The 20,367-nt window shown below is 46.6% G+C and carries 18 protein-coding genes; 9 read left to right on the top strand and 9 right to left on the bottom strand.

Annotation, left to right across the window (positions count from 1 at the left end):
* Nucleotides 1-15 precede the first annotated feature (15 nt).
* The gene (gene yyaC / locus KNO90_RS10545; protein ID WP_214742433.1) at nt 16-642 is read left to right on the top strand and encodes a spore protease YyaC; all 627 of its coding nucleotides are present in this window, start codon (nt 16-18) and stop codon (nt 640-642) included.
* Here yyaC and KNO90_RS10540 read toward each other — a convergent pair.
* From KNO90_RS10540 to mnmE, 5 genes are all read right to left on the bottom strand, one after another.
* Nucleotides 615-1,397, bottom strand: coding sequence for a ParB/RepB/Spo0J family partition protein (locus tag KNO90_RS10540; protein WP_215113551.1), 783 nt, complete (start codon nt 1,395-1,397; stop codon nt 615-617). The genes yyaC and KNO90_RS10540 overlap by 28 nt on opposite strands.
* 36 nt (nt 1,398-1,433) lie before the next feature.
* Entirely contained in the window at nt 1,434-2,318 is an 885-nt protein-coding gene (noc, locus tag KNO90_RS10535) for a nucleoid occlusion protein (protein ID WP_214778723.1), read from the bottom strand.
* 79 nt (nt 2,319-2,397) lie between these two features.
* Nucleotides 2,398-3,114: a 16S rRNA (guanine(527)-N(7))-methyltransferase RsmG gene (rsmG, locus tag KNO90_RS10530; RefSeq protein WP_215113550.1), complete on the bottom strand. Its 717-nt coding sequence runs from the start codon at nt 3,112-3,114 to the stop codon at nt 2,398-2,400.
* Between the two features lie 4 nt (nt 3,115-3,118).
* Nucleotides 3,119-5,005 (bottom strand): tRNA uridine-5-carboxymethylaminomethyl(34) synthesis enzyme MnmG, encoded by a 1,887-nt coding sequence (mnmG, locus tag KNO90_RS10525; protein WP_215113549.1) that lies wholly within the window; start codon nt 5,003-5,005, stop codon nt 3,119-3,121.
* Nucleotides 5,006-5,021: 16 nt separating this feature from the next.
* On the bottom strand, nt 5,022-6,401 hold the full coding sequence (mnmE, locus tag KNO90_RS10520; RefSeq protein ID WP_215113548.1) for a tRNA uridine-5-carboxymethylaminomethyl(34) synthesis GTPase MnmE: 1,380 nt from the start codon (nt 6,399-6,401) through the stop codon (nt 5,022-5,024).
* Between the two features lie 171 nt (nt 6,402-6,572).
* On the opposite strand from mnmE, the gene KNO90_RS10515 reads away from it, so the two are divergent.
* Nucleotides 6,573-7,328, top strand: coding sequence for a nucleotidyltransferase domain-containing protein (locus tag KNO90_RS10515; protein WP_215113547.1), 756 nt, complete (start codon nt 6,573-6,575; stop codon nt 7,326-7,328).
* A 14-nt stretch (nt 7,329-7,342) separates the two neighbouring features.
* Here the strand turns inward: KNO90_RS10515 and KNO90_RS10510 are convergent, their stop codons facing one another.
* The 4 genes from KNO90_RS10510 to rpmH all read right to left on the bottom strand — a co-directional run bounded on the left by KNO90_RS10510 (nt 7,343) and on the right by rpmH (nt 9,588).
* A complete protein-coding gene (locus KNO90_RS10510) occupies nt 7,343-7,888 on the bottom strand; it encodes an HdeD family acid-resistance protein (protein ID WP_215113546.1) in 546 nt (181 codons plus the stop codon).
* A 101-nt stretch (nt 7,889-7,989) separates the two neighbouring features.
* Nucleotides 7,990-8,850, bottom strand: a complete 861-nt coding sequence (gene yidC / locus KNO90_RS10505; RefSeq protein ID WP_214742425.1) for a membrane protein insertase YidC — start codon at nt 8,848-8,850, stop codon at nt 7,990-7,992.
* A gap of 104 nt (nt 8,851-8,954) precedes the next feature.
* The gene (gene rnpA / locus KNO90_RS10500) at nt 8,955-9,299 is read right to left on the bottom strand and encodes a ribonuclease P protein component (protein ID WP_214742693.1); all 345 of its coding nucleotides are present in this window, start codon (nt 9,297-9,299) and stop codon (nt 8,955-8,957) included.
* A 154-nt stretch (nt 9,300-9,453) separates the two neighbouring features.
* A complete protein-coding gene (rpmH, locus tag KNO90_RS10495) occupies nt 9,454-9,588 on the bottom strand; it encodes a 50S ribosomal protein L34 (protein WP_015880216.1) in 135 nt (44 codons plus the stop codon).
* A gap of 764 nt (nt 9,589-10,352) precedes the next feature.
* On the opposite strand from rpmH, the gene dnaA reads away from it, so the two are divergent.
* The 7 genes from dnaA (at nt 10,353) to KNO90_RS10460 (ending at nt 20,146) form a co-directional block, all read left to right on the top strand.
* A complete protein-coding gene (dnaA, locus tag KNO90_RS10490) occupies nt 10,353-11,732 on the top strand; it encodes a chromosomal replication initiator protein DnaA (protein WP_214742424.1) in 1,380 nt (459 codons plus the stop codon).
* Nucleotides 11,733-11,929: 197 nt separating this feature from the next.
* Nucleotides 11,930-13,069, top strand: a complete 1,140-nt coding sequence (gene dnaN / locus KNO90_RS10485; RefSeq protein ID WP_031424075.1) for a DNA polymerase III subunit beta — start codon at nt 11,930-11,932, stop codon at nt 13,067-13,069.
* 126 nt (nt 13,070-13,195) lie between these two features.
* Entirely contained in the window at nt 13,196-13,411 is a 216-nt protein-coding gene (yaaA, locus tag KNO90_RS10480) for a S4 domain-containing protein YaaA (RefSeq protein WP_015880213.1), read from the top strand.
* Between the two features lies 1 nt (nt 13,412).
* Nucleotides 13,413-14,531 (top strand): DNA replication/repair protein RecF, encoded by a 1,119-nt coding sequence (recF, locus tag KNO90_RS10475; RefSeq protein ID WP_215113545.1) that lies wholly within the window; start codon nt 13,413-13,415, stop codon nt 14,529-14,531.
* A gap of 49 nt (nt 14,532-14,580) precedes the next feature.
* Nucleotides 14,581-16,509, top strand: coding sequence for a DNA topoisomerase (ATP-hydrolyzing) subunit B (gene gyrB, locus KNO90_RS10470; RefSeq protein ID WP_214742422.1), 1,929 nt, complete (start codon nt 14,581-14,583; stop codon nt 16,507-16,509).
* Between the two features lie 22 nt (nt 16,510-16,531).
* Nucleotides 16,532-19,099 (top strand): DNA gyrase subunit A, encoded by a 2,568-nt coding sequence (gene gyrA / locus KNO90_RS10465; protein WP_078145951.1) that lies wholly within the window; start codon nt 16,532-16,534, stop codon nt 19,097-19,099.
* A gap of 57 nt (nt 19,100-19,156) precedes the next feature.
* Nucleotides 19,157-20,146, top strand: coding sequence for an HD-GYP domain-containing protein (locus KNO90_RS10460; protein ID WP_214742421.1), 990 nt, complete (start codon nt 19,157-19,159; stop codon nt 20,144-20,146).
* Nucleotides 20,147-20,367 lie beyond the last annotated feature (221 nt).

Below are 20,367 nucleotides of genomic sequence, written 5' to 3'. Positions count from 1 at the left end.
GAGAGGATGAGATTCATGCCGTTTCGCTTAAAACCTCATAAACCATACTCTTTCTTCATTGAACACACTGAGCGGAGTGGATCCAGATTGCTTGCGGACCAACTTCATGAGCAGTTGGTCAATGAAACACATCGCCCCATCGTCCTTGTTTGCATCGGTTCGGACCGCTCGACCGGTGACTCACTCGGTCCCCTCGTCGGGACATTTTTAGAAGAACGTCACATTCGGAATCTACATGTATATGGCACGCTAACCAAACCGGTTCACGCGCTCAATTTGGTCGAAACACTTCATGAGATTCAAACACGTTTCCATCAACCACTCATCATTGCCATTGATGCTTGCCTCGGACGTTTATCGAGCGTCGGGTACGTCTTCTTCTCTGAAGGACCACTTGCTCCGGGTGCGGGTGTTCAAAAAGAACTTCCAGCAGTCGGTGCTTACAACATCAAAGCCGTCGTGAACGTGAGCGGATTCATGGAAATGATGATTCTACAGAATACGCGACTCCATCTCGTATACGAACTCGCTCGTTTCATCACCGATGGATTTGTTGATTTTGATGCACGGATTGGACGCCTTCATCACGAAGAGACCGCCATCACTCGACTTCGTCAGTCACGGAACGAATCAAAATCCTGAGGAGAAAGTAACGTCAACAATTGTTCCAAATCATCTTGGGAAAAATACTTGAGCTCTAACACGCCACCTTTTCGGCGTGGACGAATCGACACATCCATCTGAAGACGCTCTGCAAGCACCGCTTCGACCGCTTCGATATCGGCGTTCGATCGCTTCAGCGTCTTTTTTTCTGTGCGTTCTTTTTGTAAATACCGCTCAAGGCGACGAACCGTCCAATGCTCGGCAATGACTCGTTTCGCAATCTGTTCCATCGCTCGTTCTGATTTCATGCCGGTGATGGCACGCGCATGGCCCATCGTCAAATCTCCGACCATGACCGCATGTTGGACGGCACTCGGCAACCGGAGCAGGCGTAGGCTGTTTGTCACGTGACTCCGGCTCTTTCCGACACGATCGGCCAACTGTTGTTGGGTCAGACCTAACGTCTGCATCAACTGTTCATAGGCAACGGCCTCTTCAATGGCGTTCAAGTCCGCCCGCTGAATGTTTTCAATCAATGCCAACTCCATGACACGATCGGAGTCCGCCGTGACGACGAGTGCAGGAATGTCTTCTTTCCCCGCGAGCTTCGCTGCTTGAAAACGTCGTTCCCCGGCAATGATTTCATAATACCCCGTCGCTTTTCGAACGACGATTGGTTGCAACACACCATATCGCTCAATCGATTGACGCAATTCTTCTAGTTTTTCCACCTCAAATTGTTTCCGGGGCTGATTCGGGTTTGGGCGAATGAATTTTAAGGCTAATCGTTCCATCTACAAACCTCCTTCATCGTATGAAAAAGCACGGACTCATTTTTGAGGCCGTGCTTTCGGGATGCGAATTCGAATTTCAACAAATTCCTCTTCGTCTACTTCTTCAGTTTGGACATCAATCCCTGTTTTCCCAATCAAATCGATTGAGTCACGAATCGTGTTGATGGCGATTCGTGTATCGCGCGCAAAACTTTTCGTTCGACGACGTTGCTTTTTCGGCTTCCGCTTCTCTTCTTCAATTGGCGTTGTTAAAAAGGCGACGCGTTCTTCCGTCTCTTTGACGTTGAAGTCCTGTTCCAACACTTCTGCGAGTACTTGGAGTTGCAATCCTTCTTCCTTTAGCGGTAACAACGCACGGGCATGCCGTTCATTGATCCGCCGATCGCGAAGCGACTGCTTCACATCCTCCGGTAATTTTAACAAGCGCAATTTATTCGCAATCGTCGACTGACTTTTCCCCAGACTTTTCGCGAGTGCATCTTGCGTCAATCCGTTCAGAGCGAGTAAACGATCGTATGCTTCCGCCTCTTCGATTGGACTTAACTGTTCACGCTGCAAGTTTTCGATCAAGGCGAGCGCGGCTGTTGTATCATCGTCCATATCACGAACGATTGCTGGAATCGCTGACCAGCCAAGTGATTTTACTGCTCGGAAACGACGTTCGCCAGCAATGATTTCATAGCAGTCCCCATCTGCCTTTCGAACCACGATTGGTTGAAGCAGTCCATGTTCCGAAATCGTCGTTGCCAGTTCTTCAATTTTTGCCGGTTCGAACACTTTACGCGGTTGATAACGGTTGGGACGCAACCGTGACAACGCGAGTTCCTGCACCGTATCATCCGCTCGAACTTCCGCAATCTGCGTCACGGCAACTTCGTCTTTTCGATTCACACCGAACAATTTCGCAAATCTATTCTTCAACGTCGGGCACCCCTTTATGTAAAAAAATAAGCAGACTCCACCACTGGAATCTGCTTTTGTTTCACGTGAAACGACATCATCAGATAAGTGGCTCTTTCGCCGGTGTTCCCGCTTTACGCGGATATTTCCCGGGCGTTTTTCGTAGTTTATCTACAACTACGATATTACGCTCACTCATCTCTCCTGGCAATAGGAACTGGTGTGTCGCTTTTTCTTTCCCACCTAGAACGGCTAAAGCGTTTTTCGCATCTGCCATCTCGTCAGACACCTTCGCTGCTTTCAGCGCAACGAAGTTCCCGCCCACTTTCGCGAGTGGTAAACAGTACTCCGCCAAGACGGTCATGCGTGCCACTGCACGTGCTGTGACGACGTCAAATTGCTCACGGAACTTTTTATTTTTTCCAAACTCTTCGGCACGACCATGATGGAACGCGACACCTTCGAGCCCGAGGGCAAGCGCCAACTCGTTCAAGAAGGTGATGCGTTTGTTTAACGAATCGATGATCGTGACGTGTAAGTGTGGGAATAAAATTTTAAGCGGAAGACTCGGGAATCCTGCCCCTGCTCCGACATCACATACCGTTTCGACTTTCGTGAAGTCAAAGTGAAACGCCGCGCTGAGTGAATCATAGAAGTGTTTCAAATACACTTCCTCTTGGTCCGTGATTGCCGTTAAGTTCATTTTCTCGTTCCATTCGACGAGCATTTCGAAGTAACGCTTGAACTGAGCGAGTTGTGTCTCGTTCAGCTCAAACCCTTCCGCTCGTAACGCTTCAATAAATTGAGATTCGTTCATCGTTTCACTCCACCGTCGCATATTGTCCTTGTTCGATATAGACGAGCAAAATTGACACGTCTGCTGGGTTTACGCCCGAAATACGGGACGCCTGTCCGATCGAAAGTGGACGAACTTGTTTTAGTTTTTGTTTCGCTTCTGTCGCGAGACCACCGATCGCATCGTAATCCAAGTTCTCTGGGATTCGTTTTTCTTCCATGCGACGCATCTTCTCGACTTGTTCAAGTTGTTTTGAAATATAGCCTTCATACTTCACTTGAATCTCGACTTGTTCTTTCACTTCAAACGACAATTCTTCCTTTGACGGAACGACTGTCATGAGCGCTTCATAGGATACTTCCGGACGTTTCAACAAGATGTTGGCATGTGTCGCTTCTTTGAGCGGATGTGCACCGACCGATTCGAGCATCGCATTGACTTCAGGTGTCGGTTTTACAACCAATGAGGCGAGGCGTTTCACTTCTTTTTCAATCGCTACACGCTTCTCGTTGAGGTGAGCGTGACGATCTTCTGAGAGCAAGCCAATCTCATATCCGATATCGCTGAGTCGCAAATCTGCGTTATCATGACGCAACAAGAGACGGTATTCGGCACGCGACGTGAGAAGACGATACGGTTCGTTCGTCCCTTTTGTCACGAGGTCATCGATCAAGACACCGATATACGCTTGAGAGCGGTCGAGAATGACAGAATCTTTACCGAGCACTTTGCATGCAGCGTTGATTCCCGCCATGATTCCTTGGCCCGCAGCTTCTTCATAGCCGCTCGTCCCATTGATTTGACCTGCCGTGAAGAGGCCTGGAACCGCCTTTGTTTCAAGCGTCGGCCAAAGTTGCGTCGGTACGACCGCGTCATACTCGATCGCATAACCTGGACGCATCATCTCTGAGTTTTCAAGACCTGGAATCGTGCGAAGCATCTGATGTTGAACATCTTCTGGCATACTCGTCGAGAATCCTTGAACGTATACTTCTTCTGTGTCGCGACCTTCTGGTTCTAAGAAGATTTGGTGACGCGGCTTGTCGTTGAAACGGACGACTTTATCTTCAATCGATGGGCAATAACGTGGTCCCGTTCCTTTGATTGCACCTGAATACATCGGTGAACGGTGTAAGTTCTCATCAATCAATTGATGCGTACGTTCACTCGTATACGTAAGCCAGCAAGGGATTTGTTCAATCGGATTCAAGTCAGTCGACGTGTACGAGAAGAATGATGGATTCTCGTCTCCCGGCTGAATCTCCGTCTTCGAGTAATCAATCGTTTTCCCATCGATTCGTGGCGGTGTTCCTGTTTTGAATCGAACTAAGTCGAGACCGAGTTCTTCTAAATGTTTTGAAAGCTCGACCGATGGCATTTGGTTGTTCGGGCCACTTTCATATGCCAATTCACCAATGATGATTTGACCGCGCATGAACGTTCCCGTCGTGACGATGACCGCTTTCGCGCGATATTCTGAACCTGTGTTCGTTACCACGCCACGTACTTCTCCATCCTCAATCAACAAACGTTCGACTAGCGCCTGACGAAGCAGTAGATTTGGCTCGTCTTCTAGCACTTTCTTCATGTGATTTTGGTATTGGAATTTGTCCGCTTGTGCACGTAATGCACGTACCGCCGGACCTTTCGATGTGTTGAGCATCTTCATTTGGATGTATGTCGCGTCAATCGCACGACCCATCTCGCCACCGAGTGCATCGATTTCACGTACGACGATTCCTTTCGCCGGTCCCCCGATTGACGGGTTACAGTACATGAATCCGACCATATCGGGGTTCATTGTGAGCATCGCTGTTTTCGCGCCCATTCGCGCCGATGCGAGTGCCGCTTCAATTCCTGCATGCCCAGCGCCAATGACGATGACGTCAAACTCGCCTGCTGTATAAGCCATTGTTGGTTCCTCCTTATTATTTCCCAAGACAAAACTGTGAAAAGAGCTGATCAATCAAGCTCTCTTGTACGGTATCTCCATTGATTTCACCAAGCGTATCCCACGCTCGACGTAAATCGATTTGGACCATATCAATCGGCATATTCATGACGGCACTATCGAGCGCCTCATCAATTTGACCAATCGTTCGTTTGATTAACTGAATGTGTCGAGCATTTGAGATATATGTCATATCCTGCGACTCGACACCTTTTGCGAAGAAAAGGTTTGAAATCGCCGCCTCAAGGGCATCGATTCCCTCATCTAATAAGAGCGATGTCGCCACAATCGGACGTCCTGCCGCTAGTTTCTCTAGCTTAGAAGAATCCATGTTTTGTGGCAAGTCCGTCTTATTGATGATGATGATCGCGTTCATATCTTTGACCGCTTCGAACAATGCCTCATCCTCGATTGTTAATCCCTCATGTCCGTTTAAGACGAGAAGGACCAAATCTGCCGCTTCTAAAGCCTTTCTCGACTTTTCCACACCGATTCGTTCCACGATATCTTCCGTTTCGCGAATCCCTGCCGTATCGATCAGTTTGAGCGGGACGCCTTTCACGTTGACGTATTCTTCAATCGTGTCACGTGTCGTCCCGGCAATTTCGGTGACAATCGCTTTCGTCTCTTGAACGAGCGTATTCATTAATGAGGATTTCCCAACGTTCGGTCGCCCGATAATCGCCGTGGCCAAACCCTCGCGTAAGATTTTCCCTTGTCGTGCCGTTTCGAGTAACTGCTCGAGGACACGTTTGACTTCGCCCGCCTTCTCTTCGACGATGGCCTGGGTCATCTCTTCCGCGTCATATTCCGGATAGTCGATATTGACCTCGACTGCCGCAATCGTCTCGAGCAATTGTTGACGTAACTCGCGAACAAGTCGTGACAAGCGTCCTTCCATTTGGGACATCGCGACGTTCATCGCTCGATCCGTTTTCGCCCGAATGAGATCCATGACCGCTTCCGCTTGCGATAAATCGATACGTCCGTTCAAAAAGGCGCGTTTCGTGAACTCGCCCGGTTCTGCAAGACGGATGTCGGGTTGGTCGAGAATGAGCTCAAGGACACGATTGACCGCTACGACGCCCCCGTGACAATTGATTTCGACGACGTCTTCTCGTGTGAACGTCTTTGGCGCTCGCATAATACTGACCATGACCTCGTCTACTACCTCGCCCGTATCCGGACGTGTTAATGTCCCATAATGAATGGTATGTGAATCGACTTTAGTTAAGTCTTTTCCAGTAAACACATTGCTCACTGTTTCGACCGCCAAATCGCCTGATAACCGAACGATCCCGATGGCACCTTCTCCCATCGGTGTCGAAATCGCTGTAATCGTGTCAAACTCTAGCATCTTTCTCCCTCCAAACCTAAACATCTTCTTCTATCATATGCATAACGAACCTACTATACACGATATTCGACTTGAACGAAAGAGTTGGCCCATCGATCAAGTCATTGCCATTCGACTCATCGTTTTCGTACAATAAAGGAATATATTTACATAGGAGAGAGGGCAATCTATATGAAGCAGCAAGACGCAATCCAAATCATCACCGAGCGATTAAAGCACGATGAAGCGGTTCAAGCGATTTTTATGAAGGGCTCATTCGGTCGGGGAGAAGCCGATGAACATTCAGATATCGACCTCTATGTCATGGTGCACCCCGATGAAGAGGACTCCTTTCTATCCAGACGCCTCGAATATTTAACCGCCTATCGTCCGATTCTGTTAAAAGACGAGATTCACATCGTCGCGCCACAACTCATCGCCGTCTTTGATGATTTCCTTCACCTCGACCTGTTCACGGTTACGGAAAATACGTTGAATCATCAAGACTCGATTCATGTGCTTTACGATCCGGAACAGCGGCTAGCTCGTCATGCCACTTCCCTACAATTAGACGAAGCGACAACCAGTGATCATGCATTCGATGCCGTTTGGTTCTTTTTCCAATATACAAAATCACGGAATCGAGGCAATTCGATTTGGGCGACCGAGATGCTCCGACAAGGAATGTTCCATTTTGCGTATGTGTTAGCCGCTCACCATACACCGGACCGGGCATCCCTCGGTTTAAAGGATGTGGCGCAGCGACAAGCCATCGACTTATATGATTTTTACGATCAATTGACACCCGCCTCGCATGAAAAAGCCGCCCATATCTATATGGAGCGACTCAAGGAAGAACAATCTTTTTTCGCGTCACTACCCGGGTACAACGTATTCGGACCGTTCATGGAGCAGTTGATTCAACGAGAAACAAGCCGTCCTTTATGACAGGACGGCTTGTGTTAATATCGGGCTTGCCGTTTCGTCGAGCGAATCGCGAAGTAGAGGAACAGCTCAAGTACTGCAATCGCGATGAGGATTCCACCGAACAGTTGGAATAAGACGAGCAGGCTACTGAATGGATTCGTCAACATGAGAATGCCGACCCCGATCCACAATAAACTTCCAATCAAAAACCAAAGCCATCGTCCCGCCATCGATTGGCGGTACCCGAGCGCCTGAATCAGGCGGATGATCCCACCGAATAAGAACAGGGCCCCGATCAAGATGGGTAAGAGACTTGCCAACGTTTCAGCGAAGAAGAAAACGACTGCCGCTAAGATCAAATAAATGACCCCCATAAAGAACCCGGGTGGCAACCCTCCCTGCCGCCGTCGCATCCCTTGAATAATCATCCAAATCCCCATGATGGCCAAATAACCGGCAATGACATACACCATGACATCAAAGAAAAATCGAGGGTATAGCAGAATAAGAACACCGAGTACAAAGTAAATGACCGCTTGCCATAACGTCGAACGCTCCAGGCGATGAATGAATGCCTCCATTTTTCCACACCTCCGTATACTTGTTTCTATCTTTATTCCCTTCTCGTCAGGAGACAATCCCACAAAAAAAGCTGAGTGTCAGGAGACACCCAGCTTCATGATTATTTACGTTTTTTCTTTTTGTTTTTCTTCTCTTCTTCGGCAAGCGCTGCACGTTCTGCTTCTTTCGCAGCGATTTTCGCTTCAGCCGCAACTTTCATCTTCTCACGCATTGGGAGCATGATTGCCATCGTAACGATGATCGAGATGATATAACCGACTACCCAGTACAATGAGAGGGCAGCTGGAAGGTTGATCGACATGATGAAAATCATGACTGGGAAGATATAGAGCATCATCTTCAATTGTGGGTTCTGTTCTTGACCCGCCATCGAGATTTTTTGTTGTGCGAATGTCAAAATTGCCGCTAAGATCGGTAAGACAAATGTTGGATCCGGAGCACCGAGGTCGAACCATAAGAAGTTCGCTTCGAAAATCTCAGGTGTACGACGAATCGCATCATAGAATGCGAAGAGAATCGGCATCTGAATCAAGATTGGCAAGCAACCAGCGAGCGGGTTGATTTGGTACTCTTGATAAAGTTTCATCATCTCTTCCTGGAGTTTACGTTGTGTTTCTTGGTCTTTTGAGCTGTACTTCTCACGAAGCTTCAGCATTTCTGGTTGCAAGACCTGCATCGCACCCATACTCTTCGTCTGCTTGATCATGAGCGGAAGAATCAACAAACGAACAATGATTGTCGCAATGATGATTGAGATCCCGTATTGCCATGGACCACCCACTAAGTAAGCAACTTCCTTCAAGAGCCACGCGAGCGGCCATACAAAGTACTTCGCCCAGAAACCTTCTGTGTCAGCCGTGATTGGTTCGGACTGAATGGTAGACGGATCCACACAGCCTGCCATTAACATAATGACCGCGGTCATGGCAGCGAGTAATCCTAATTTTAGCTTTTTGCTCATAGTTCCTCCTACGCTTTCTTTATCAATTCTTTTTAACGCACACGTCTATCGGGCAATCTTATAAGACTCTGTTTATATGAGAGAACAAATTCAGATTGTCATGGTCACCGGCCTTGCTTTTTCCAGACCTTGGCTCGTTTGAATACGTGTTTCAAGCTCTCGGTCACTTCCGACTGCGTCAATGCGGTCGCAGGCTTCCGAGCAATAATCACATAATCATTCGGCGCAACATTCGGTTCGAGCAAGCGAAGCGACTCACGCATCAATCGTTTCATGCGGTTCCGTTCCACAGCATTTCCAAGCTTTTTGCTGACAGAAAGACCCACTCTGAAATGTGCTTGATCCGCTTTGAGCGTGTAGACGACAAACTGACGATTGGCCACGGAGCGTCCTTCGCGAAACACCGCTTGGAACTCTTCATTCTTTTGCAGGCGGTATTCTTTTTTCAAAATTCTCACTCCATCCTTCGCTTCAAAAATCGTCAACTAACATCATATCATATCCGCATCATTTGAACGAGCGAGAATCGATGAAATGCTACGTTTCTGTGACAAACGAAAAAATTGCCCGAGGAAAGGATCCCCGGGCAATCTTCATTTAAAATTATACAGTCAAGGCTTTACGGCCTTTACGACGACGAGCAGCAAGAATGTTGCGACCGTTTTTAGTCGCCATGCGTGCACGGAATCCGTGAACTTTCTTACGCTTACGGTTGTTAGGGTTGAAAGTTGGTTTCATGGTTACAGCACCTCCTCAAGATTAACGCTCTATTAGCAAGTTATAGTTTCATTTAAGGCAGTCTTTAAGATTATATAAATCGATTCAACAATTGTCAACGTATTTTCGGATGGTTTTCGAATTCACGCAATGAGGCACTGAGAAAGCATTCATCCATATGGATTCGATCGTATTCAAAGACGAGTAGGGGGAAGAATTCATACACAACCTTTACGTATTTTATAAACGGTCTTTATAAATAGCCACGTTGAGCCATTTTATCCACAAATTCTCGAAGTTATCCACATTTATATGTGAATAACTCCTCTTTTTTCATATTCACATTCTTTATTTTTTCATTTTCTTCTTTTACAAAAACAATCTTTTATTTCACTTCTCCCTCTTTTGTGCATAACTTTTTCACCTCATATTCTACAAAGGTTGCTTTATCCACAACATATCCACAGGTTATCCACAAAACACACAGCATGTGGATAAGTGGGTGTGGATACTTTTCTTTATCTGTGGATAAATACTGAAAAGCATTGCCACGTCTATTTTATTTTGCTAAACTGAATGTGCACAAACTTGTGGATGAACAATTCGTGATTCCAAGATATACACAGGCTGTGGATAAGTGTTATCCCCATAATGAACACCATGTGGATAACTTTATCCACAGTTTTTGTTCTCTGGGGATAACCCTAGTTTCTACTATAGAATAGTGTATGTGTATATCGTGTGAATAAGTTTTACCTAAACATGTGAGTAAAGGAGGTCTTTCATTGAAGAATGCTCGCGAGATTTGGAGAAATGTCTTATCGGTAATCGAGGAAGAAGAACGAACTCCAAAAGCCAGTTTTGACATGTGGTTGAAATCAACCGAGGGGATATCGTTGATGGGAACGACGCTCGTTGTGTCGGCACCAGCCAGTTTTATCGTTACGTGGTTAGAGCGACAGTATCTCTCTCTGTTACAAGATACGGTTGAAGAGATCACAAACAACAAGCTTGAAATTCATTTCATCGAAGAATCTCAAGCACACAAGTATGCTCCAGCAGATGGATCATCACACGAGTCCATCGCCGTGACGGAAACAAAAGAACAACCTGTGATATTACCTTCAAAAGAGGAAGGGGATCTTGGTCAACTGAATGACAAATACATTTTCGAGACGTTTGTCATCGGATCGGGGAACCGATTTGCCCACGCAGCATCACTTGCTGTCGCTGAAGCACCGGCTCGTGCATATAACCCGCTGTTCATTTACGGAGGTGTCGGACTCGGCAAAACACACTTGATGCACGCCATCGGCCACTATGTAAAAGGTCAAAAACCAGGGGCTCGGATTGCTTATGTCTCTTCTGAGAAGTTCACGAATGAATTTATCAACTCGATTCGGGATAATAAGACAGGTGAGTTCCGAAACCGTTATCGGAACATCGATGTGTTATTGATTGATGATATTCAGTTTTTAGCAGGAAAAGAACAGACGCAAGAAGAGTTCTTCCATACATTCAATGCGTTACACAACGATCAAAAACAAATCGTGATTTCAAGTGATCGACCACCAAAAGAAATCCCGACGTTAGAAGATCGACTTCGTTCACGCTTCGAATGGGGACTCATCACAGATATCACGCCACCTGACCTCGAGACACGGATTGCGATTCTCCGTAAAAAAGCGACGGCAGAAGGACTTGATATCTCGAATGAAGTCATGCTTTATATCGCAAATCAAATCGATACGAACATTCGGGAGCTAGAAGGGGCGCTGACACGAGTCGTTGCTTACGCAAAGCTCGTCGGACGACCAATCGACCCAGACGTGGCAGCCGAAGCGCTTCATAATATCATGCCGGTCCAGGAAGCGAAGAAAATTGTGATTCGCGACATTCAGGAAGTAGTCGGCCAACACTTTAACATTCAAGTAGAAGAATTGAACTCGAAAAAGCGAACGAAGACGTTGGCATTCCCACGTCAAATCGCGATGTATCTATCTCGGGAGATGACGGAGAGCTCCTTGCCAAAAATCGGGGAAGAGTTCGGAGGACGGGATCATACGACTGTCATTCATGCACATGAAAAGATCAGCACTCTTTTAAAGAACGATGTGGAAATGCAGGAGACGATTCAGACGTTGAAAAAGGCACTTTCTAGCTAACGAAGAATTCTCTGTGGATATCCTGTGGATAAACCACCTTAGTTATCCACAAGTTATTCACAGGCAAAATGGCTTAATACGTAGGCTTAAGGGGACTTATCCCCAGTATCCACAGCCCTTATTACTATTATGACTTAATTAATACTATTATTATTATTAAGAAATGGACTCATTTCACCTTAGGAGGAATTATCCACATGCATTTAACGATTCAACGAGATGTATTCATGCAAGCCGTACAAGACGTATCAAAAGCTGTGGCTTCACGAACGACCATTCCAATTTTGACAGGCTTGAAACTTGAGGCACATGCTGACGGATTAACATTGACAGGAAGTGACACTGAGATTTCGATTGAACGTTTGATTCCAATCGAAGAGGGTGGAATGGAACTCATTCAAATTCAACGTGCCGGAAGCGTCGTCTTAAACGCCCGCTTCTTAGGAGAAATCGTGAAGAAGTTACCGACGAACGAAGTCACACTTGAAGTCTCACCGAACTTCATGACTCGGATTGAGTCTGGTCAAGCAGAATTCCATTTGAACGGTCTTGACCCAGACGAGTATCCGCGCTTACCTGAACTTGCGAGTGACCGTCGCTTCTATTTACCGGCGGATCTGTTGAAGACCATCATTCGTCAAACGAGCTTCGCAGTCTCTTCACAAGAGACGCGTCCTGTATTGACAGGGGTCAATTTCTCAGCAGAGAAAGGTTTCCTCACATGTGTCGCAACCGATAGCCACCGTTTAGCGCTTCGTCGTGCTCGCTTTGAAACAGATAACGATTTGACGTTCCAAAATGTCGTCGTTCCTGGCCGTTCACTCAACGAACTCGCTAAATTACTCGACCGTGAAGAGTTGCCGATTGAAATCGTCTTAACGGACCAACAAATTTTATTCCGTATGAAGAACATCTCATTCTTCTCTCGTTTGTTAGACGGTGCCTATCCAGACACGTCACGTCTCATTCCGGAAGAATATCGCACTGCGGTTCGGATGAATGCGAAAGAATTCTTGCAGGCCATTGACCGTGCGTCACTCTTAGCACGTGCCGATCGCAACAACGTCATTAAATTCGTGGCGGAAGATACAACGGCAGTTGAAGTATCTTCACACTCGCCTGAAGTCGGTAAAGTATCGGAACGTGTCAGCATCCTATCACTTGAAGGGGAAGAATTGAAAATTTCCTTCAACTCCAAATTTGTGATGGACGCGCTCCGCGCACTCGATGCATCTGAAATCGAGATCCAGTTCACGGGTTCGATGCGACCGTTCATTTTACGACCGGTTGAACAAGATAGTGTTCTTCAACTGATTTTGCCAGTCCGCACATCGTAAGCTGCGGATAGGGATGATGAGGTGTCTTGCCTTGTCATCCCTCTTTTTGCCTTATTCGACGATTTTCGATAAACTAATATGTATGGCGATTTTTTCAGATCAGCATGTGAGAAAGGAAGTGACGACATGGAAAAAGTGTCGATTACAACCGAGTATGTGACGCTCGGACAATTTTTAAAATTAGCAGATATCATCTCAAGCGGGGGACAAGCAAAGTTCTTTTTAGAGGATGTCATGATTAAAGTGAACGGTGAGCAGGACCAGCGCCGTGGTCGTAAATTAAGAGATGGAGATACAATCGAAGTCGAAGGCTTCGGGGAATATCAAATCGAGGGAAACTGACGTGCATTTAAAGTCGATCCGATTGCAAAATTATCGCAACTACGAAACCCTCGAGCTAGATTTTTCAGAACAGACGAATGTTCTGATTGGTGAGAATGCCCAAGGAAAAACGAATCTTCTCGAATCGATTTATGTACTTGCGCTCGCAAAATCGCATCGGACGACACAAGACCGTGAGTTAATCGGTTGGGAAGCGGATGCTGCGAGTATCGAAGGACGGATTCATAAACGGACGGGTGAATCGGTGCAGAGTCTCTCTTTTTCTCCTAAAGGAAAGAAAGCAAAGCTCAATCATTTGGAACAACGTCGTCTCAGTGACTATGTCGGCGCGTTTAACGTTGTCTTGTTCGCCCCTGAAGACTTAGCCATCGTGAAAGGCAGTCCGCAAGGGAGACGGCGATTTTTAGATATGGAGATCGGTCAGGTCAGTCCCGTGTACTTACACGAGCTCAATCAATACTTGAAGACGTTAAAACAACGGAACGCCTTGCTGAAGCAGTTATCCACAAAAGGTGGCGACGAGACGTTACTCGAGGTCTTGACGGATCAATTGATTGAACTTGCCGTGAAGATTGTGATGCGACGTTATCATTTCATCGATCAACTCGAAAAATGGGCCAATCCGATTCATTCTGGAATCACGCGAGAACTCGAAACACTGACGATTCAATACGTTTCCGACACGTTTAACAAAGAACGTTTCTCAAAAGAACAGATGTTTGAAACGTATCGTCAAAAGTTTGATAAAATAAGAGAGAACGAACGACGAAGAGGTGTGACCTTGTTTGGTCCGCATCGTGACGATTTTGAATTGTATGTCAACAATCGAAACGTCCAAACGTTCGGTTCACAAGGTCAGCAACGAACGGCGGCCTTGTCATTGAAGCTAGCTGAAATTGAATTGATTCACGAAGAAGTAGGCGAATATCCTCTGTTGTTATTAGACGATGTGTTATCTGAGCTTGACGATCATCGCCAAACCCATCTCCTCGATACGATGGGACGGAAAGTCCAAACGATTTTGACAACAACGAACATTGACGGGATTGCACATGAGACCATTCAGCAAGCTAAAGTGTTTCACGTGAAACAAGGCGAAGTTGAAACGGAATCCGTGTAATCGCGGCAAGAAGGAACACCAAATCATGTATAGTAGGTGAAAATAACCGATGAGTAATGAAAATGAAAAAGAATTGCAAGCGTACGGCGCCGATCAGATTCAAGTCCTTGAAGGCTTAGAGGCTGTCCGTAAACGTCCAGGGATGTATATCGGTTCGACAAGCTCTCGCGGTCTCCACCATTTGGTATGGGAGATTGTCGATAACTCAATCGATGAGGCGCTTGCCGGTTATTGTGACACGATCACAGTGACAGTCGAACCGGGGAACTCAATTGTTGTCGAAGACAACGGACGTGGGATTCCAGTCGATGTTCAAAAGAAAACGGGCCGACCTGCCGTTGAAGTTATTTTCACGGTGTTGCACGCAGGTGGTAAGTTCGGCGGCGGTGGATACAAAGTATCAGGTGGACTTCACGGTGTCGGGGCATCAGTAGTTAACGCCTTATCGACAAAACTTGAAGTGTTTGTCCGTCGTGATGGGAACGTATATTATCAATCGTTCAAACGTGGTGTTCCACAAGGTGAGCTTGAAATCGTCGGAACAACTGATACGACAGGAACGACAGTCCGTTTCTTCCCAGACGGCGACATCTTCCAAGAGACACTTGAATATGACTTTGATTTGTTAGCGACACGTTTGCGTGAACTTGCCTTCTTGAACAAAGGATTACGAATCGTTGCCAAAGATGATCGTAGTGATGAGACGATTGAACGTAACTATCATTACGAGGGTGGAATCAAGTCTTATGTCGAGCACTTGAACCGTTCTAAAGCGTCGATTCATGAGGAACCGGTGTATGTGCACGGGACGAAAGACGGAATCGAAGTTGAGATTGCCCTTCAATACAACGAAGGTTTCGCGAGTAACATCTATTCGTTCACGAACAACATTCCGACGCATGAAGGTGGGACGCACGAGACTGGATTTAAGACAGCGCTCACACGTGCCATTAATGATTATGCGAAGCGATTCGGATTGATGAAGGAAGCCGATGGCAGCCTCTCAGGGGATGATGTCCGTGAAGGATTGACTGCAATTGTTTCGGTCAAACACCCTTCTCCTCAGTTTGAAGGGCAGACGAAGACAAAGCTTGGGAATGCAGATGCACGGACAGCAACGGACACACTATTTAGCGATACGTTCGAACAGTTCTTGCTTGAGAACCCATCGGTCGGTCGTCTCATTGTCGACAAAGGATTGATGGCTGCACGCGCGCGTCTCGCTGCGAAACGTGCACGTGAGATGACACGTCGTAAAGGAATTCTCGAAGTCAGTTCATTGCCAGGGAAATTGGCCGACTGTTCTTCAAAAGACGCGTCGAAATCAGAACTGTATATCGTTGAGGGTGACTCAGCGGGTGGTTCAGCAAAATCTGGACGTGACCGTCACTTCCAAGCCATCTTGCCGATTCGAGGAAAGATCATCAACGTCGAGAAGGCACGCCTCGATAAGATTTTGGCCAACCAAGAAGTCCGGACCATTATCACAGCTCTCGGTACAGGAATTGCCGACGAGTTTGACTTATCAAAAGCGCGTTACCATAAACTCATCATCATGACCGATGCCGACGTCGATGGTGCACACATTCGTACGCTATTGTTGACGTTCTTCTATCGTTACATGCGTCCACTTGTCGAAAGTGGATATGTGTACATCGCGCAACCACCGCTCTATGGTGTGAAGCACGGGAAAGAAACAATCTACGTTCAAAATGACCGGGAGTTACAAGCGACACTTGCACAACTTCCTGAAAATGCACGTTATAGCGTTCAACGTTACAAGGGTCTCGGAGAGATGGATCCTGAACAGTTATGGAATACGACAATGAACCCGGAAACGCGTTCGATGCTTCGTGTCGACCTGCAAGATGCGATTGAAGCGGACGAGATTTTCGAAACGCTCATGGGTGACAACGTCGAACCACGCCGTGACTTTATTCAATCTCACGCCCATTACGTGAAGAACCTCGATATTTAATAAGAAGGGTAGGCAATAACGAATGGCAGAACAAGAAAATATCAAGGATATAAATATTAGCCAGGAGATGCGAACGTCGTTCATGGACTATGCGATGAGCGTCATCGTATCACGTGCCCTTCCGGACGTACGAGATGGATTGAAGCCGGTTCACCGTCGTATTTTATATGCGATGAACGAACTTGGGATTCGTGCGGACAAGCCCCATAAGAAATCGGCGCGTGTTGTCGGGGACGTAATCGGTAAGTACCACCCACACGGTGATTCGGCTGTTTATGAGACGATGGTCCGTATGGCTCAGGATTTCAGTTATCGCTATGAATTAGTCGATGGTCATGGGAACTTCGGTTCAGTCGATGGCGACTCGGCCGCTGCGATGCGTTATACCGAGGCACGAATGTCTAAAATTGCGATGGAACTCGTACGTGACATCGGAAAAAACACAATCGATTATCAACCAAACTTCGATGGTGAAGAAAAAGAACCGGTCGTACTCCCAGCTCGCTTCCCGAACTTCCTTGTAAACGGAACGAGTGGGATTGCCGTCGGGATGGCGACGAACGTCCCTCCGCATAACTTGAATGAAGTCATCGATGGGGTTTTGGCACTTTCCCATAACCCGGACATCACGATTGCGGAATTGATGCAACACATCCCAGGCCCTGACTTCCCGACAGCGGGAGAGATTTTAGGACGAAGTGGGATTCGTCGTGCATACGAGACTGGACGCGGATCGATTACGATGCGTGCGAAAGCTGAAATCGAAGTATTGAAAAATGGCCGTGAACGGATTCTCGTGCATGAGATTCCTTACCAAGTCAACAAAGCGCGTCTCGTTGAGAAGATCGCCGACTTGGTCCGCGATAAAAAAATCGAGGGCATCACAGACTTGCGCGATGAATCAGACCGTAACGGGATGCGAATCGTCATCGAGGTTCGCCGTGACGCAAACGCAAGTGTCATCTTGAACAACTTGTATAAGCAGACGCCGATGCAAACGACATTCGGGGTCAACATGCTCGCGCTTGTAGGCGGTCGTCCAAAAACGTTGAACATCAAACAAGCCATCTATTACTACATCGAACACCAAAAAGAGGTCGTGCGTCGTCGTACGCAATTCGATTTGGATAAAGCGGAAGCGCGTGCCCATATTTTAGAAGGTCTTCGTGTGGCACTTGATCATTTGGACGAAGTCATTGCCATCATCCGTAGCACGCGTACAGGTGATGAGGCGCGTGAAAAATTAATTGCTCGCTTTGGACTTTCGACAGAACAAACGCAAGCGATCTTAGATATGCGTCTCCAACGCTTGACTGGGTTGGAACGTGAGAAGATTGAAGGCGAATATCGTGAAGTAAAAGCGTTGATTGAAGAGCTTCGTGCGATTCTTGGTGATGAGGAATTGCTCCTCGACATCATTCGTAACGAGTTAATCGAAATCAAAGAGCGATACGGTGATGCTCGTCGTACGGTGATTCGCACGGATATTGTTGAACTCGAGGATGAAGATTTGATTCCGGTTCGCGACATGATGATCACGCTCACGAGCGAAGGATATATCAAGTCAATCCCTTCGGATTCATACCGGACTCAGCGCCGTGGTGGACGTGGAAAACAAGGTATGGGCACGAACGATGAAGACTTTGTTCTTCGCTTGCTCTCAGCATCGACACACGATACCATCTTGTTCTTCACGAACTTTGGACGCGTTTTCCGTCTTAAAGGGTACGAAATTCCTGAGATGAGTCGTACTGCGAAAGGAATGCCAATCATCAACTTGCTTCAAATCGACAAAGGTGAAAAAGTCGAAACGATGATTCCGGTCGATTTCAACAGTTACCTCGCAAACCAGACGGTGGCGGAAGAAGCACAGGATGAGTCAGAAGAAGTGGCAGACGAACAATTGTCTCTCGTCTTCATTACGAAAGAAGGATTAATTAAGCGTTCGCCACTTTCGGCATATGCTCGAATCAACAAAAACGGTCTACGTGCCATCAGCTTGAATGAGACGGATGAACTTGTCACGGTTCGTTTAGCGAAGAGCGACGATGAAATGTTGATCGTCACCCGTCAAGGGATGTCAATCCGATTCCCTCTCGAAGGAGAAGTTCGCTCGATGGGACGTACGGCACGAGGCGTTCGCGCGATTCGACTGAAGAAAGACGACGATTTGGTCGTCTCGATGGAAATCGTTCGCACGACACAAGACGTCTTGATCATCACGGAAAAAGGATACGGAAAGCGTACGGCCATGGAGCAGTTCCGCACACAAGGTCGTGGCGGTTCCGGTATCATCGGAATCAAGACAGACCGTGGAACAGTCGTCGGGATGCGTGTCGTTGATGAAGATGATGACATCATGTTGATGACCGAGCTCGGTGTTGCGATTCGAATCGATTCGCAAACAATCTCTCAAATGGGTCGAAGTACTCGCGGTGTGAAAGTGATGAACATCGAAGAGGGCGATCGCTTAGCGACTATCGCAAAATTGAAAAAAGATGAGTTAGAAGAGGAATCAGCAGTCGATTTGGAGAATGGGTTTGAGGATGAAGCACCTGAAACCGACGAATCGTCTGATGTGAATGAGTAAGACGAGAGGTCGAACGGTGTTTCCGTTCGACCTTTTTATATATTAGGAGGGATTCGCGTGCGTTTGAACTTATCCACTGTACATGTTGGGATGACGTTATTGTCACCCGTTTCTTCCTTAGAAGCCGGAATCCACTTAACCAACGAACATTTGCGTTTGCTCCGTTTCTTAAAAGTCGAAGAAATTGATGTCTCACCTATCGAACGAATGACGTTTACTTCAAAAGAAGAGCAGATTCTTTGTAGTCAGGTGCTTCAATATGAGAAGCATTACAATCAGTGGGAAGAGAGAATCGCGCCTAATCCGTATGAAGGTTTAGAATTCATCCATCATCTCTTTCGTCAAGACGTCCCGCTTTCAGCGGTCGTCCATTTCTTTACACATCAACCGTTACGAAAAAATCATGTCATTTATCATGCGATTTATCGAGCACTCGTCGCACGAGTTTTATCCAAATATCGTGGTGACGAGCATCAACTCCAATTTGATTATGGCATTGCGTCCTATTTTGCAGATGCAAGTTACGCTAAAATTCGGAAATGGTCGCATATGCGTTATTTCACAAAAATGGAACGAGAATTATTGTACCAACATCCACTTGTCTCGGCATCGATGCTTCCGAGTAGTCAAATATTACGAGGTCGTGTCTATCAATTGATTGCTGAGCATCACGAACGATTGGATGGATCCGGATTTCCTAAGCGGTTGACGGAACGTGAATTGAATCCAGCGTCTCCTTTATTTATTGTCGCCGATCGCTTCTGTCAGTTAACCGCACCCCGGACATTCCGGAAGCCGCTCTCTCCGGAAGAGGCATATTTCTATATGTGGCAGAATAAAGCTTACGACGGGGAGGCACTATCGCTTCTTGCGACGTTACTCGGATTTTATGAAATGGGTCGGTCGGTGTTATTGAGTAACGGAATTCGTGGAACGATACACGCCTATACAAATCGTGTCGATCAACCCGTTGTCGTTGAAGCAACAGGAGAGACAGAATATGATTTATCTCGTTTAAATGAAATACACATTGTATCGTTTCTATAAGAAGAGACTGGCGATTTCATTCATTATAAAAGGATGGAATCGTCTTTATTTATTCTTTTTTAAAAAACTTTATTTTTATAGTTGACGGATATAATTTCAGGTGCTATTATAAATGAGTCGCTAAGAGCGGCAGACGAACTTTGAAAACTGAACGATGAGGCAAAAATAAGTTTTACAATTTTTGAATGAAGCGCAAGCTTCGTCAATTTAAGAGCTATATC

Origin of the sequence: Exiguobacterium sp. s63 (assembly GCF_018617335.1) — a bacterium.
Lineage (GTDB): Bacteria > Bacillota > Bacilli > Exiguobacteriales > Exiguobacteriaceae > Exiguobacterium.
Note: the sequence above shows the minus strand (reverse complement) of the source record. Positions and strands in the feature narration are given on the sequence as shown.

What these genes read in the sequence shown, in the direction of transcription:
- yyaC (WP_214742433.1), top strand. Translation starts at nt 16, where the DNA reads ATGCCGTTTCGCTTAAAACCTCATAAACCATACTCTTTCTTCATTGAA.
- KNO90_RS10540 (WP_215113551.1), bottom strand. Translation starts at nt 1,397, where the DNA reads ATGGAACGATTAGCCTTAAAATTCATTCGCCCAAACCCGAATCAGCCC.
- rsmG (WP_215113550.1), bottom strand. Translation starts at nt 3,114, where the DNA reads ATGAACGAATCTCAATTTATTGAAGCGTTACGAGCGGAAGGGTTTGAG.
- mnmG (WP_215113549.1), bottom strand. Translation starts at nt 5,005, where the DNA reads ATGGCTTATACAGCAGGCGAGTTTGACGTCATCGTCATTGGCGCTGGG.
- mnmE (WP_215113548.1), bottom strand. Translation starts at nt 6,401, where the DNA reads ATGCTAGAGTTTGACACGATTACAGCGATTTCGACACCGATGGGAGAA.
- KNO90_RS10515 (WP_215113547.1), top strand. Translation starts at nt 6,573, where the DNA reads ATGAAGCAGCAAGACGCAATCCAAATCATCACCGAGCGATTAAAGCAC.
- KNO90_RS10510 (WP_215113546.1), bottom strand. Translation starts at nt 7,888, where the DNA reads ATGGAGGCATTCATTCATCGCCTGGAGCGTTCGACGTTATGGCAAGCG.
- yidC (WP_214742425.1), bottom strand. Translation starts at nt 8,850, where the DNA reads ATGAGCAAAAAGCTAAAATTAGGATTACTCGCTGCCATGACCGCGGTC.
- rpmH (WP_015880216.1), bottom strand. Translation starts at nt 9,588, where the DNA reads ATGAAACCAACTTTCAACCCTAACAACCGTAAGCGTAAGAAAGTTCAC.
- dnaN (WP_031424075.1), top strand. Translation starts at nt 11,930, where the DNA reads ATGCATTTAACGATTCAACGAGATGTATTCATGCAAGCCGTACAAGAC.
- yaaA (WP_015880213.1), top strand. Translation starts at nt 13,196, where the DNA reads ATGGAAAAAGTGTCGATTACAACCGAGTATGTGACGCTCGGACAATTT.
- gyrB (WP_214742422.1), top strand. Translation starts at nt 14,581, where the DNA reads ATGAGTAATGAAAATGAAAAAGAATTGCAAGCGTACGGCGCCGATCAG.
- gyrA (WP_078145951.1), top strand. Translation starts at nt 16,532, where the DNA reads ATGGCAGAACAAGAAAATATCAAGGATATAAATATTAGCCAGGAGATG.